The sequence below is a fragment of the Oceanicella actignis genome (assembly GCF_008124525.1).
In the GTDB taxonomy this organism is placed as follows: domain Bacteria; phylum Pseudomonadota; class Alphaproteobacteria; order Rhodobacterales; family Rhodobacteraceae; genus Oceanicella; species Oceanicella actignis.
In genome coordinates this window covers 157,559-169,843 of sequence record NZ_VNHJ01000002.1, presented here as the reverse complement: position 1 = coordinate 169,843, position 12,285 = coordinate 157,559, and the positions used below count along the sequence as shown (strand labels likewise).

Below are 12,285 nucleotides of genomic sequence, written 5' to 3'. Positions count from 1 at the left end.
GACGAGATCAGAGCAGGTCGGGCAGCCGCCCCTCGATCTCGAACACCGACACCGAGTCCACCCACGCCACGTCGTCCAGCGCCTGGGACTGGGTGTCGAGGTTGAAGACCAGCCGCACGGTCCCCGCCGTCTGCACCTTGAAGAAGACCGGGAACCACCACCAGCCGCTTTGCGCGCCCTGGCCCGGCGCGGGAACCGGCGCGGGCAGGGTCGCCGCCCACCACGGGAAGATGCCCGCGCCGCTTTGCTGACCCGCGGGATCCTCGACGCGGAAGCGCGGCGTCGGCGCCCCAAGCGCTCCGCCCCAGTCGGCGCCCGTCTGGCCGAAACGCGCGATCGCAAGCGCCATCAGCGCGTGCCCCTCGAGATGCGCGGGCACGGTCCAGTCCAGCCGGAAGCTGGTCGCCGCGCTCTGGCCGCCGCCTTCGAGCCGGATCGACCCCGCGCCCGTCAGCCGGTTCGCCGGATCGGCGTCCACCGAAACCGTGCCCGCGCTGACCGTCATCCCGGCCGTCGAGCCGCCATCCATCGCGACCGCCACCTTGCGCAGCCGCTCGGGGCTCACGGCCAGACCGGCGGGCGCGCCCTCGCACTCGATGAGCGACAGCCACTCGGACATGCTCTCGAGCCCGTTTTCGTCCCAGAATGTCGGCAGATCGCCCAGCACGATGCGCCCGGGCGTGTCGGACCCCGAGCGGCGTGCGCGCGCGAAGGCCGCCCGCGGCGATCCGCCCAGCAGCTGGGCGCGCGCCATGAAGCCGCGGCTGCGCACATGGATCTGCGCGCCGTCCTCGGCCAGATAGGCGCACTTGGCCTTTCGGATCAGATGCTTGAGCGGCGCCTCGATGTTGACGCGCGCGCCCTCGCCGATGGCGTGAACCGAGGCTTCGGGTTCGCCGCTGGCGCCCGAGAACGAGACCTCGCCGGGATTCTCGAGATAAGTGCCCAGCAGATTGACCGTCACGCCGCGGTTGTGGCCCATGCCGCGCCAGGGAATCACCTGCCCCTCGATCGCCGTCGTTCCCGGCGGCGCGGGGTCGGGGTCGGGCGTGGCCACGACCTTGAGCAGCCCCTCGTAGCCCGAGTTGAGACGCCCGCCCACGACGTTGACGCGCACCTCCTCCTGATACTGCGAGCCCTCGACGAACAGCAGATGGCCCGTCGCCGAGGCCAGGATCGAGCCGCCGGTGATCTCGCCGATGCAACGGGCGTGCACCGCATGGGCGCCGGGCGTGAGAATGCCGCTGGCGTCGCGCGCGCCGGCCAGCGCGATGTTGCTGTTCACGATCTTCCAGGCCGTCGTCTCCCAGTCGTAGAAGACGCAGGCCTTCTCGGCCTTCTCGACGCGGCAGCCGCGGATCTCGGGGTTGGCGTTGTTGCCCTCGTGATAGAAGCAGTAATCGGCGACGTATTCGCCCGAGACCAGCATGTCCTCGACGATGAAGCGCCACCCCGAGGCGCCGCAGTGAAAGCGGGCGTCCTTGGCGGTGAACAGCACGCCGCTGGTCATCGGCCCCAGTCCGCGCAGCTTGATGTCGTGCCCGGTCACGTCCAGGCGCTGGGCGCAGGCGTGAAAGCGGGTGAACAGCGCCTCTCCGCCGCCGCGCGAGGCCAGGCAGTCGATCATGTCCTGCAGCGCCCAGCCGTCGTCGGTCACGCCGTCGCCGACGGCGCCGGCCATCTGCGGGGTCAGGACCTCTTCGGCGATTTCCCAGATCACGGCGCCGCCGTTCGAGGTCACCCACAGCGGATGCGCGGGCGCCTGATCGACCACGCGCCAATGCGCGCCGCCGCCCGCGCCCTCGGCGCGCTCGAGCACGCGCACCAGCGTTCCCGGCTCGGTTTCCGGGTGATCCGCCGCCTGCAGATCGGCCAGCGTCGGATAGACGAAGGGCGTCGCCAGCATCGCCGTCGCCTGCGCGGCGGTCAGCGCCTGGGGCGGCCCGTCGGCGCCCGGCGCGCGGCCCAGCAGCGTGCCCGCGGGCAGGTCGGCCAGCTTGGCCAGCCCGACCCCGCCATCGGCGATCGCCGCCCCATGCACCGAGCCCTCCGGCGCCGCGCCGGGCGCGAAGCCGCCCGCGCCGTCGGGCGCGCGCAAAATCCCATGCGGAATCGTCCAGCGGGGCGAAAACGCCCTCAGATCGTCCATGCCACACCTCTTTCGGGAAGAACGGCCGCGCGCCCGAACGGATGCGGGGGCGCTTCGGCTGCGTCCCGAATGGTTACCAGCAAAGCGTTAAGTTCCGGTTTACGCCGCCGCGCCGCGGGCCCCTGAGGCGATATGTTACAAGATTATTGTTGATTGCATAAACAGTGTCACATATCATCCATCCCGACAGGCCGGACCCGCGCCGCAGGTCCGACCCAGCTGGCGGAGGAAACGCATGTATTCCCAAGGGTTGATCGGCGCCGACGGCGCCACGCACGAGGACGAGGAATTCCTGGCCCGCTTCCAGGCGCGAATCGACGCCGAAGAGAAGATCGAGCCGAACGACGAAATGCCCGAGGGCTATCGCAAGACGCTCATCCGCCAGATCGCGCAGCACGCCCATTCGGAGATCGTCGGCATGCTGCCCGAGGGCAACTGGATCACCCGCGCCCCCAGCCTGCGCCGCAAGGCCGCGCTGCTGGCCAAGGTGCAGGACGAAGGCGGCCACGGCCTTTACCTTTACGCCGCCGCCGAAACCCTGGGCGTCAGCCGCGAGGAGCTGACCGAGCAGCTTCTGGACGGGCGGGCGAAATACTCTTCGATCTTCAACTATCCGACCCTGACCTGGGCCGACATCGGCGCCATCGGCTGGCTGGTAGACGGCGCCGCGATCATGAACCAGATCCCGCTGTGCCGCTGCTCCTACGGCCCCTACTCGCGCGCCATGATCCGCGTGTGCAAGGAGGAAAGCTTCCACCAGCGCCAGGGCTACGAGATCATGCTGACGCTGTGCCGCGGCACCGAGAAGCAGAAGGCCATGGCGCAGGACGCCCTCAACCGGTGGTGGTGGCCCTCGCTGATGATGTTCGGCCCGCACGACACCGACAGCGTGCATGGCGAGCAGTCCATGAAGTGGAAGATCAAGCGCTTCTCGAACGACGAGCTGCGCCAGCGCTTCATCGACGCCACCGTGCCGCAGGCCGAGTATCTGGGCCTGACCATTCCCGACCCCGAGCTGCGCTGGAACCCGGACAAGAACGGCGGCAAGGGCGGCTACGACCACGGCCCCATCGACTGGGACGAGTTCTGGACCGTCGTCAAGGGCGGCGGCCCCATGAACCGCGAGCGCATCCGCGCCCGCCGCAAGGCGTGGGAAGACGGCGCCTGGGTGCGCGAGGCCGCCCTCGCCCACGCGCGCAAGCGCGCGGCCCGGCGCCAGGCGGCCCGCGCCGCGGCCGAATGAGCCCCGCCCCCGCAGGAGAAAAGCCATGACCGAAGAAACCCCGCTCTGGGAGGTGTTCATCCGCCCCCGCAACGGTCTGAGCCACAAGCATGTCGGCTCGGTCCATGCGGCCGACGCCGAACTGGCCCTGCAGGCCGCGCGCGACGTCTACACGCGCCGCGGCGAAGGCGTGTCGATCTGGGTCGTCCCGTCCCGGGCAATCGTCGCCTCGGACCCCGCCCGCAAGGACGAGAATTTCGAGCCCGCCGCCTCGAAGATCTACCGTCACCCCACCTTCTACGACATTCCCGAAGAAGTGGGGCACATGTGATGGAGCAGAGGCTCAAGGACGCGCTGTTCCGTCAGCTCGTTCGGCTGGGCGACGACTGCCTGATCCTGGGGCATCGCCTGTCCGAATGGTGCGGCCATGCGCCCATGCTCGAAGAGGACCTCGCCATGCCCAACATGGCGCTGGACCTGATCGGGCAGGCGCGCGCGCTCTACACCCTTGCCGGCGAGATCGAGGGCAAGGGCCGCGCCGAGGACGACTTCGCCTATCTGCGCGAGGAGCGCGAGTTCACGAACTGCCTGCTGGTCGAGCGCCCCAACGGCGACTTCGCGCACACCATGCTGCGCCAGCTCTACTTCGCCGCCTTCATGCAGCCCTACTGGCACGCGGCCCAAGGCTCGGCTCATGACGGCTTCGCGGCGATCGCGGCCAAGGCCGTCAAGGAAATGGCCTACCATGTGCGCCATGCGGGCGAGTGGGTCATCCGCCTTGGCGACGGCACCGAGGAAAGCGCGCGCCGCATGCGCGAGGCGGTGGACGAGCTGCACCGCTTCACCCCCGAGCTGTTCGAGACCGACGCGGTCACCGACGCGCTGGCCGAGGCGGGCCTGGCGCCCGACCCCGCATCGCTGCGGCCCGAATGGGACCGCGTGGTGGACGAGGTGTTCCGCGAGGCGCGGCTCGAGCGTCCGCAGCGGTTCTTTCCCCGCTCGGGCGGGCGCGCCGGCCTGCATGGCGAGGATCTGGGCCACCTGCTGACCGAGCTGCAATATGTGGCTCGCGCGCATCCGGGGGCGCGCTGGTGAGCGAGCTGGACCGCCGCCGCGCATGGCAGGTCGCCGCCGCCGTGCCCGACCCCGAGATCCCGGTCGTGACGGTGGCCGATCTGGGCATCCTGCGCGACGTGCGCATCGAGAACGGCGTCGCCGTCGCGCAGGTCACGCCCACCTATATCGGCTGCCCGGCGACGCTGGCCATCGAGCTGGCGGTCGAGGCGGCGCTGCGCGATGCGGGTTTCGAGGCCCGGGTCGAGCGCGTCATGTCGCCCCCCTGGACCACCGACTGGATCACCGAAGAGGGGCGCGAGAAGCTGCGCGCCTACGGCATCGCCCCGCCCGTCCAGGGCGGCAACTCGACCCGCGCCCTGTTCGGCGAGACCGCCGCCCCCTGCCCGCGCTGCGGCTCGGACGACACCGAGCGCGTGTCCGAGTTCGGATCGACCCCCTGCAAGGCGCTCTATCGCTGCCGCGCCTGCAAGGAACCCTTCGACTATTTCAAGTGCCTGTGACGAGGATCGCCCGATGGCCCATGGATTCCACGAGCTGACCGTGCGCGAGGTGCGCCCCGAGGCCCCCGATGCCGTCTCGGTGCTGTTCGACGTGCCCGAGGCGCTGCGCCCGGCCTTCGCCTTCCGCCCGGGCCAGCACCTGACGCTGCGCGCCACGATCGACGGGCAGGACCTGCGCCGCGCCTACTCGATCTGCTCGACCCCCGAGGGCGGGCTTCGCGTGGGCGTGCGCAAGCTCGAGGGCGGGCGCTTCTCGACCTTCGTGTGCGAGCGCCTGCGCCCCGGCGACCGCATCCAGGTCATGCCCCCCGACGGGCGCTTCGGCGTCGATCCGGGCGGGCGGCACGATTACCTGCTGCTCGCCGCCGGCTCGGGCGTGACGCCGATCCTGTCCATCTGCCGCGCCGTGCTCGAGAACGAGCCCGAAAGCCGCGTGACCATGATCTACGGCAACCGCGCGACCGAGACGATCATGTTCCGCGAAGAGCTCGAGGACCTGAAGGACCGCTTCATCGACCGCTTCGAGCTGATCCATGTCCTCAGCCGCGAATCGCAGGATGTCGAGCTGCTGCACGGCCGCATCGACGCCGAGCGCCTGCGCCGCATGGCCCGCGCGGGGCTGATCGACCCGGCCCGGCACGACGCCGCCTTCATCTGCGGCCCGGGCGAGATGATCGAGACCGCCGCCGGCGCCCTGCGCGAAATGGGCATGCCCGAAGAGCGCATCCATTTCGAGCGCTTCACCCCGGCCGAGGACGCCGCCCCGCGCCCGGTCTCGGACGCCGCCGCACGCGCCGCCGAGCAGGGCGCGGTGATCGAGGCGGTGCTGGACGGCGCGCGCAAGAGCTTCCGCGTCACGCGCCCCGGCCAGACCGTGCTCGAGGCCGCGCAGGCTTCGGGGCTCGAGATCCCCTACTCCTGCGCGGGCGGCATGTGCTGCACCTGCCGCTGCAAGGTGGTCGAGGGCGAGAGCGAAATGGCGGTGAACTATTCGCTCGAGCCGTGGGAGGTCGAGGCCGGCTACACCCTGGCCTGCCAGACCCGCCCGCGCAGCGAAAGGCTGGTGCTGGACTTCGACGCGGTCTGACCGCGGCCCCGGCCCGATCCGGGACCGGATCGGGCGCCCCGGCCGGCCCGGCCGCGATCCGGCGCGGCGGCGGGCCCGGTCGCTCGCGGATCCGCCGCGGGGGCGGGCCCGGTCACTCGCGCGGCGGCAGGGGGCGCGGCTTGCCGTTCTCGTCGATGGCGACGAAATGGAACACCGCGTCGGTCACGCGCATGGTCTCGCCGCTGGGCTGGCGAGTGATCCACACCTCGACGCCGATGGTCATCGAGCTGCGCCCTTCGCGCATGATGTGCGAGTGGATCGAGACCAGATCGCCCACATGCACCGGGCGGTGAAAGGTCATCGCCTCGACCGAGACCGTGGCCACGCGCCCGCGCGCGCGGGTGCGCGCGGGCACCGAAGCGCCCAGGTCCATCTGCGCCATCAGCCAGCCGCCGAAGATGTCGCCATTGGCGTTCGTGTCCGCCGGCATGGCGATGGTCTGCAGCGTCACCGGCCCGATGGGCCGGCCCTGTTCGGGCGCGCCGCTCACTGCGCTTCGGGACCGCCGGCGTCGGCGGGCGCCTCGGCCTCGGCGCCCTGGCCGTCGGCCGCGTCCTGTTCGCCCGCGCCGGCCGGGCGCGCGGCGGCGACGCCGACCATGGCCGGGCGCAGCAGCCGCCCCGAGATGGTGAAGCCGTGCTGCATCACCTGGATCACCGTGCCCGGCTCGGCGTTCGGAACCGGGGCCTCGAACATCGCCTGGTGCAGCTTGGGATCGAACTTCTCGCCGATCTCGGGCGTGACCTGCTCGATCTTGTTCTTGGCGAAGGCGGCCAGCAGCTCGCGCTGGGTCAGCTCGATGCCCTCGATCAGGGCGCGGGCGTGCTTGCGCGCGGCCTCGTCGGCGGCGGCCAGCGCCCGGCCCAGATTGTCGTAGACGTCGAGCACGTCGCGCGCCAGCTTCGTGCCGCCATAGGCCTCGGCCTCCTTGCGGTCGCGCTCGGCGCGCTTGCGGATGTTCTCGGCCTCGGCCAGCGCGCGCATCAGCTTGTCGCGCAGCGAATCGCGCTCGGCGCGCAGGGCTTCGAGCTCGGCCTCGACCGGGTCCGCGGGCTCGGGCGCGGCCGAGGCGCCCGCCTCGGCTTCGGCCTGGGCTTCGGGCTGCTCGATGCGGTCGTTCTCGTGATTCTGGTTCTGCGACATGGTCATCCCTTCATGCCGCGCCGCCGGTCCGACATCAGCCGCCCCATCAGGCGGGCGGTGTAGTCGACGATGGGAACGACGCGGCCATAGTTCAGGCGCGTGGGGCCGATCACCCCGATCGCGCCGATGATTCGACGTTCCGCATCCATATATGGCGAAATCACCAGAGATGAACCCGAAAGCGAGAACAACTTGTTCTCGGAGCCGATGAAGATGCGCACGCCCTCGCCCTCTTCGGCCAGGTTGAGCAGCTGAAGCAGGTCCTCCTTGCGCTCCATGTCGTCGAGCAGGCGGCGCATGCGCTCGAGCTCCTCCTCGCTGGCGACGTCGTCCAGCAGGTTGGCCGCGCCGCGCACGATGACCCGCTCGGGATGCGCGCCGCCGTCGCCCTGCCAGATCTCGGCGCCGCGCTCGACCAGCTGGGCGGCCAGCGCGTCAAGCTCGCGGCGGCGGGCGGCGATCTCTTCGTGGATGACGGCGCTGGCCTCGCTCAGCGTGCGCCCGCGCAGCGCCGCGTTGAGAAAGTTCGCCGCCTCGCGCATGGCCGAGGGCGTCAGCCCCGGCGGCGGCGCGAACAGGCGGTTCTCGACCGCGCCGCTCTCGGTCACGATCACCACCAGCGCCGCCTCGGGCGACAGCGAAACGAACTCGATATGCTTGATGGGCTCTTCGGTCTTGGGCGCGAAGACCAGGCTTGCGCCGCGGGTCAGCCCCGACAACAGCGCCCCCGCGCGCGCCAGCATGCCCGTCAGATCGCCCGCGGCGCGCTCGTCCGCGGTCAGGCCGCTTTCGATGCGCTGACGCTCTTCGGGCGAGATGTCGCCGATCTCGAGCAGCCCGTCCACGAACAGCCGCAGGCCCATCTCGGTCGGCACGCGGCCGGCCGAGACATGGGGGCTGCCCAGCAGCCCCAGATGCTCCAGATCCTGCATCACGTTGCGCACCGTGGCCGGCGAAAGCGCGTTGTCCATGCTGCGCGACAACGTGCGCGAGCCGACGGGGTCGCCCGTCTCGAGATACGTCTCGACAAGGCGCCTGAAGATCTCGCGGCTGCGGTCGTTCAGGTCGCTGAGCCTGGCCGGCTGGCCGGTCATGTGCGCGTCGCCTTTCGAAAACTGCCTTGTCATGTCCGGAATCTAGGCGCCGCCGCCCGCTCGGTCAATCGGCCCCCGCGCCCCGGGCAAGGCATGGACCCCGGCGCGCGCCAAGAGTATGACAGGCGCCGTAGGAAAGCCACGAGGACATTGCACATGCGCCCATCCGGCCGCGAAGCGGACCAGCTCCGCCCCGTCTCCATCGAAACCGGCGTCGCCAAGCACGCCGAAGGCTCGTGCCTGATCCGCATGGGCGACACCCATGTTCTGTGCACCGCCTCGATCGAGGATCGCACCCCGCCCTGGATGCGCAATTCGGGCCTTGGCTGGGTCACGGCCGAATACGGCATGCTGCCCCGCGCCACCAATACCCGCAACCGGCGCGAGGCGGCGCTGGGCAAGCAGTCGGGCCGCACGCAGGAAATCCAGCGCCTGATCGGCCGCGCACTGCGCGCGGGCGTGGACCGCGTCGTTCTGGGCGAGCGCCAGATCACCGTCGATTGCGACGTCATCCAGGCCGACGGCGGCACCCGCTGCGCGGCCATCACCGGCGGCTGGGTGGCGCTGCGCCTTGCCGCCGAGAAGCTGGTGCGCGCGGGCGAGGTGTCCGAGAACCCCATCGTCGATCACGTGGCGGCGGTTTCGTGCGGCATCCATGGCGGACGCCCGGTGCTGGATCTGGACTATGCCGAGGACAGCGAGGCCGGCGCCGACGCGAACATCGTCATGACCGGCTCGGGCGGCCTGGTCGAGGTGCAGATGTCGGCCGAGGGCGCGCCCTTCAGCCGCCAGGAACTGGACGTGATGCTCGAGCTGGCGCACAAGGGCGTGGCCCAGCTGGTCGCCGCGCAGAAGGCGGCGGTGGAGGGCGCATGAGCCGCAAGCTGACCGGCCCGCGGCTGCTGATCGCCACCCACAACGCCGGCAAGCTCGAGGAATTCCGCGCGCTGCTGGCGCCCTATGGGCTTGCGCCCGTCTCGGCCGCCGAGCTGGGCCTGCCCGAACCGGCCGAGACCGAGGACACGTTCGAGGGCAACGCCCGCATCAAGGCCCACGCGGCCGCCAAGGCGGCGCAGATGCCCGCCCTCGCCGACGACAGCGGAATCGCCATCGACGCGCTGGGCGGCGCGCCGGGCGTGCGCACCGCCGACTGGGCCGAAACGCCCCAGGGGCGCGACTTCGTCATGGCCATGCGCCGCGCCCATGACGAGCTGCTGCGCTCGGGCGCGCCGCAGCCCTGGCGGGCGCGCTTCGTGTGCGTGCTGTGCCTGGCCTGGCCCGACGGCCATGACGAGCTGTTCCGCGGCGAGGTCGAGGGAACCTTCGTCTGGCCCATGCGCGGGGCGCTGGGGCATGGCTACGACCCGATCTTCCAGCCCGAGGGCCACGCGCTGACCTTCGCGCAGATGGACCCAGCCGAGAAGAACGCCATGTCGCACCGCGCCCGCGCCGTCGCGCTGCTGCGCCGCAAGCTCGAGCAGGGCGCATGAGCGTGCGGCGCATCTCGACCGGCTCGAGCTTCGAGCGCGACTACGCCTATTCGCGCGCCGTCGTGCGCGGGCCGTGGTGCTTCGTCTCGGGGACCACCGGCTACGACTACGCCGACATGACCATGCCCGAGAGCGCCGCCGAGCAGGCCGAGAACGCCTTCGCCACCATCGCCCGCACCCTGCGCGAGGCGGGCTTCTCGATGCGCGACATCGTGCGCGTGCAGTATCACGTCAGCGATCCCGCCCACTGGCAGGCGGCGGCGCCCGTCGTGCGCCGCTGGCTGGGCGACGCGCCGCCCGCCGCGACGCTGATCGTGGCCGGGCTGCTGCGCCCCGAGATGAAGATCGAGATCGAGGCGACGGCGCTGCGCGACGTCTGAGCGCCGCCCGCGCCCGGAAAGGACGCCCCATGCCGCCCGAACCCTTCGCCATCCGCCCCGGCGACGCGCCGCCCGCCGCCCGGCCGGCGCCCCGCCCCTCGGCGCCGGAAGGCGCACCCGACCCCGACCGCAACCGCGCCACCGCCCCCGCACCCGACCCCGGCGCAACCGAGGACTGGCGCGCGGGCGGCTTCGGGATCTACGTCCACTGGCCGTTCTGCAAGTCGAAATGCCCCTATTGCGACTTCAACTCGCACGTCTCGGCCCATGTCGACCATGACGCCTGGCGCCAGGCGCTGATCGCCGATCTAGAGGCCGCCGCGCGCCTGACCCCGGGGCGGCGGGCGCGCACGATGTTCTTCGGCGGCGGCACGCCCAGCCTCATGCCGCCGGCCACCGTCGCCGCGCTGATCGACGCCGTCGAGCGGCTGTGGGGCTTCGAGCCCGGCGCCGAGATCACCCTCGAGGCCAACCCCACCTCGGTCGAGGCGGCCGCCTTTCGCGGCTACGCGGCCGCGGGGGTCAACCGCGTCTCGATGGGGGTGCAGGCGCTGAACGACGCCGACCTGCGCGCGCTGGGGCGCACGCATGGCGCGGCCGAGGCCATGGCCGCCTTCGACGTGGCGCGCGCCGTCTTCCGACGGGTCAGCTTCGATCTGATCTATGCGCGCCAGAACCAGACCCCGCAGGCGTGGGAGGCAGAGCTGCGCCGCGCGCTGGACCTGGCGGCGGACCATTTGTCGCTCTACCAGCTGACCATCGAGCCGGGCACCCGCTTCGCCCAGCTGCACGCGCGCGGCCGCCTGCGCGGCCTGCCCGCCGACGACGACGCCGCGCGCATGTACGAGCTGACGCAGGAGCTGTGCGAGGCCGCCGGCATGCCCGCCTACGAGATCTCGAACCACGCCCGCCCGGGCGACGAGAGCCGCCACAACCTGATCTACTGGCGCTATGGCGACTATGTCGGCGCGGGTCCCGGCGCCCATGGCCGCCTGACGGTCGAGGGCCGCCGCCTGGCGACCGAGAACCTGCGCGCGCCCGGCGCCTGGCTCGAGGCGATGCGCGCGGGCCGTCCGGCCGCGTCCTTCGAAGAGATCGCCCCCGAGGATCAGGCCGCCGAATACCTGCTCATGTCGCTGCGCCTCGCCGAAGGAACCGACCCCGCGCGCCATGCCCGGCTGGGCGGGCGTCCGTTTGACCCCGAGCGGGTGGCGCGGCTGGTCGAGCAAGGAGTCCTGACCTGGCGCGCCGAGCGCCTCGCCGCCACGCGCAAGGGGCGCGCGCTGCTGGATGCGGCGCTGCGCGAGCTTGTGGCCTGAACGCCCTCGCCCTGCGCGCCCGCAGGCGCTAGACAGGCCCCATGAAGGTGTTCTGGTTCCTGGTCGGCGCGCTCAGCCTGCTTCTGGCGGTCATCGGCATCGTGCTGCCGCTGATGCCGACGGTGCCGTTCCTGCTGCTGGCGGCCTACGCCTTCGCGCGGTCCTCGCCGGCGTTTCACGACTGGCTGATCTCGCATCCCGTGCTGGGCAAGCCCATTCTCGACTGGCGCAGGAACGGCGCCATCCGCCGCCCGCTCAAGCTGTGGGCGCTGGCGTCGCTGTGCTTCGTGTTCGGGATGTCGGTGGCCCTGGGCGCGCCGCTTTGGGTGCTGGCGGCGCAGGCGCCGGCGCTGCTGTGCGTCGGGATCTTCATCTGGACGCGTCCCGAGGGCGAACGCCCCCCCGCCGACCAGAGCCCGCGGCCGCCCGGCGATGGCGGCGTCTGACCGCGCCGCGCGGCCCCGAGGCCGCAAGGCGCGGGCCGGGCGGACCGCGGCGGCCCGCCCGGATCCGGCCTCAGCCGCGGATGGCGGCCTTGAACGGCGCGGCGAACTTGAAGCGCGGGGCCATGTGGGCCTCGGCCATCTTCTTCTCGCCGGTCTGCGGGTTGCGCACTTCGCGCGCGGCGCGCTCGGCCGCGTCGATCTTGCCCAGACCGTTGATCGTCACGGTCTTGCCCTGCTTCAGCGCGGCCTCGGCGACGCGCGGAAGCGCGGCCAGCACGGCGGCGACGCTGGACTTGGTCTCGCCGCTGGCCTCGGCAAGCGCGGTGACGAGTTCATCTTTCTTCACGGGTGGTCCCT

Annotated in this window: 15 protein-coding genes; 10 read left to right on the top strand and 5 right to left on the bottom strand. The window is 71.6% G+C overall.

Annotated features, from left to right (window positions below; translation table 11 throughout):
* Positions 1 to 7: 7 nt before the first annotated feature.
* The gene (locus LY05_RS03495; protein ID WP_148922118.1) at positions 8 to 2,149 is read right to left on the bottom strand and encodes a hypothetical protein; all 2,142 of its coding nucleotides are present in this window, start codon (positions 2,147 to 2,149) and stop codon (positions 8 to 10) included.
* A 235-nt stretch (positions 2,150 to 2,384) separates the two neighbouring features.
* On the opposite strand from LY05_RS03495, the gene paaA reads away from it, so the two are divergent.
* From paaA to paaE, 5 genes are read left to right on the top strand one after another with little or no spacing between them, the layout of a single operon-like run.
* Positions 2,385 to 3,392, top strand: coding sequence for a 1,2-phenylacetyl-CoA epoxidase subunit PaaA (gene paaA, locus LY05_RS03490; RefSeq protein ID WP_148922117.1), 1,008 nt, complete (start codon positions 2,385 to 2,387; stop codon positions 3,390 to 3,392).
* Between the two features lie 25 nt (positions 3,393 to 3,417).
* Entirely contained in the window at positions 3,418 to 3,702 is a 285-nt protein-coding gene (paaB, locus tag LY05_RS03485; protein WP_148922116.1) for a 1,2-phenylacetyl-CoA epoxidase subunit PaaB, read from the top strand.
* The gene (paaC, locus tag LY05_RS15245; RefSeq protein ID WP_148922115.1) at positions 3,702 to 4,466 is read left to right on the top strand and encodes a 1,2-phenylacetyl-CoA epoxidase subunit PaaC; all 765 of its coding nucleotides are present in this window, start codon (positions 3,702 to 3,704) and stop codon (positions 4,464 to 4,466) included. The genes paaB and paaC overlap by 1 nt, the downstream gene beginning before the upstream one ends.
* Positions 4,463 to 4,948 (top strand): 1,2-phenylacetyl-CoA epoxidase subunit PaaD, encoded by a 486-nt coding sequence (paaD, locus tag LY05_RS03475; protein ID WP_245728427.1) that lies wholly within the window; start codon positions 4,463 to 4,465, stop codon positions 4,946 to 4,948. The genes paaC and paaD overlap by 4 nt, the downstream gene beginning before the upstream one ends.
* A gap of 13 nt (positions 4,949 to 4,961) precedes the next feature.
* Positions 4,962 to 6,035 carry a 1,2-phenylacetyl-CoA epoxidase subunit PaaE gene (gene paaE / locus LY05_RS03470; RefSeq protein WP_072746910.1) on the top strand — a complete coding sequence of 358 codons (1,074 nt, stop codon included), beginning with the start codon at positions 4,962 to 4,964 and terminating at the stop codon, positions 6,033 to 6,035.
* A 112-nt stretch (positions 6,036 to 6,147) separates the two neighbouring features.
* Here the strand turns inward: paaE and LY05_RS03465 are convergent, their stop codons facing one another.
* From LY05_RS03465 to hrcA, 3 genes are read right to left on the bottom strand one after another with little or no spacing between them, the layout of a single operon-like run.
* Positions 6,148 to 6,546, bottom strand: a complete 399-nt coding sequence (locus tag LY05_RS03465) for an acyl-CoA thioesterase (RefSeq protein ID WP_245728428.1) — start codon at positions 6,544 to 6,546, stop codon at positions 6,148 to 6,150.
* The gene (gene grpE / locus LY05_RS03460; RefSeq protein ID WP_148922114.1) at positions 6,543 to 7,199 is read right to left on the bottom strand and encodes a nucleotide exchange factor GrpE; all 657 of its coding nucleotides are present in this window, start codon (positions 7,197 to 7,199) and stop codon (positions 6,543 to 6,545) included. The genes LY05_RS03465 and grpE overlap by 4 nt, the downstream gene beginning before the upstream one ends.
* A 2-nt stretch (positions 7,200 to 7,201) precedes the next feature.
* Positions 7,202 to 8,293 (bottom strand): heat-inducible transcriptional repressor HrcA, encoded by a 1,092-nt coding sequence (gene hrcA, locus LY05_RS03455; RefSeq protein WP_072746912.1) that lies wholly within the window; start codon positions 8,291 to 8,293, stop codon positions 7,202 to 7,204.
* A 156-nt stretch (positions 8,294 to 8,449) separates the two neighbouring features.
* Here hrcA and rph point away from each other — a divergent pair, with 156 nt between their 5' ends.
* From rph to LY05_RS03430, 5 genes are read left to right on the top strand one after another with little or no spacing between them, the layout of a single operon-like run.
* Positions 8,450 to 9,169, top strand: coding sequence for a ribonuclease PH (gene rph, locus LY05_RS03450; protein ID WP_072746913.1), 720 nt, complete (start codon positions 8,450 to 8,452; stop codon positions 9,167 to 9,169).
* Positions 9,166 to 9,783: a non-canonical purine NTP pyrophosphatase gene (locus LY05_RS03445; RefSeq protein ID WP_148922113.1), complete on the top strand. Its 618-nt coding sequence runs from the start codon at positions 9,166 to 9,168 to the stop codon at positions 9,781 to 9,783. The genes rph and LY05_RS03445 overlap by 4 nt, the downstream gene beginning before the upstream one ends.
* 2 nt (positions 9,784 to 9,785) lie before the next feature.
* Complete coding sequence (locus LY05_RS03440) at positions 9,786 to 10,163, top strand: RidA family protein (RefSeq protein WP_148922357.1); 378 nt, start codon at positions 9,786 to 9,788, stop codon at positions 10,161 to 10,163.
* A 29-nt stretch (positions 10,164 to 10,192) separates the two neighbouring features.
* Complete coding sequence (gene hemW / locus LY05_RS03435) at positions 10,193 to 11,482, top strand: radical SAM family heme chaperone HemW (RefSeq protein ID WP_148922112.1); 1,290 nt, start codon at positions 10,193 to 10,195, stop codon at positions 11,480 to 11,482.
* A 41-nt stretch (positions 11,483 to 11,523) separates the two neighbouring features.
* Positions 11,524 to 11,928: a YbaN family protein gene (locus tag LY05_RS03430; protein WP_148922111.1), complete on the top strand. Its 405-nt coding sequence runs from the start codon at positions 11,524 to 11,526 to the stop codon at positions 11,926 to 11,928.
* 70 nt (positions 11,929 to 11,998) lie between these two features.
* On the opposite strand, the gene LY05_RS03425 is transcribed toward LY05_RS03430, so the two are convergent.
* Positions 11,999 to 12,274: an HU family DNA-binding protein gene (locus tag LY05_RS03425; RefSeq protein ID WP_072746916.1), complete on the bottom strand. Its 276-nt coding sequence runs from the start codon at positions 12,272 to 12,274 to the stop codon at positions 11,999 to 12,001.
* Positions 12,275 to 12,285 lie beyond the last annotated feature (11 nt).

Excerpts from the sequence above, each read along its gene's own strand:
- LY05_RS03495 (WP_148922118.1), bottom strand. The coding sequence starts at position 2,149 with ATGGACGATCTGAGGGCGTTTTCGCCCCGCTGGACGATTCCGCATGGG.
- paaA (WP_148922117.1), top strand. The coding sequence starts at position 2,385 with ATGTATTCCCAAGGGTTGATCGGCGCCGACGGCGCCACGCACGAGGAC.
- paaB (WP_148922116.1), top strand. The coding sequence starts at position 3,418 with ATGACCGAAGAAACCCCGCTCTGGGAGGTGTTCATCCGCCCCCGCAAC.
- paaC (WP_148922115.1), top strand. The coding sequence starts at position 3,702 with ATGGAGCAGAGGCTCAAGGACGCGCTGTTCCGTCAGCTCGTTCGGCTG.
- paaE (WP_072746910.1), top strand. The coding sequence starts at position 4,962 with ATGGCCCATGGATTCCACGAGCTGACCGTGCGCGAGGTGCGCCCCGAG.
- grpE (WP_148922114.1), bottom strand. The coding sequence starts at position 7,199 with ATGTCGCAGAACCAGAATCACGAGAACGACCGCATCGAGCAGCCCGAA.
- hrcA (WP_072746912.1), bottom strand. The coding sequence starts at position 8,293 with ATGACCGGCCAGCCGGCCAGGCTCAGCGACCTGAACGACCGCAGCCGC.
- rph (WP_072746913.1), top strand. The coding sequence starts at position 8,450 with ATGCGCCCATCCGGCCGCGAAGCGGACCAGCTCCGCCCCGTCTCCATC.
- LY05_RS03445 (WP_148922113.1), top strand. The coding sequence starts at position 9,166 with ATGAGCCGCAAGCTGACCGGCCCGCGGCTGCTGATCGCCACCCACAAC.
- hemW (WP_148922112.1), top strand. The coding sequence starts at position 10,193 with ATGCCGCCCGAACCCTTCGCCATCCGCCCCGGCGACGCGCCGCCCGCC.
- LY05_RS03430 (WP_148922111.1), top strand. The coding sequence starts at position 11,524 with ATGAAGGTGTTCTGGTTCCTGGTCGGCGCGCTCAGCCTGCTTCTGGCG.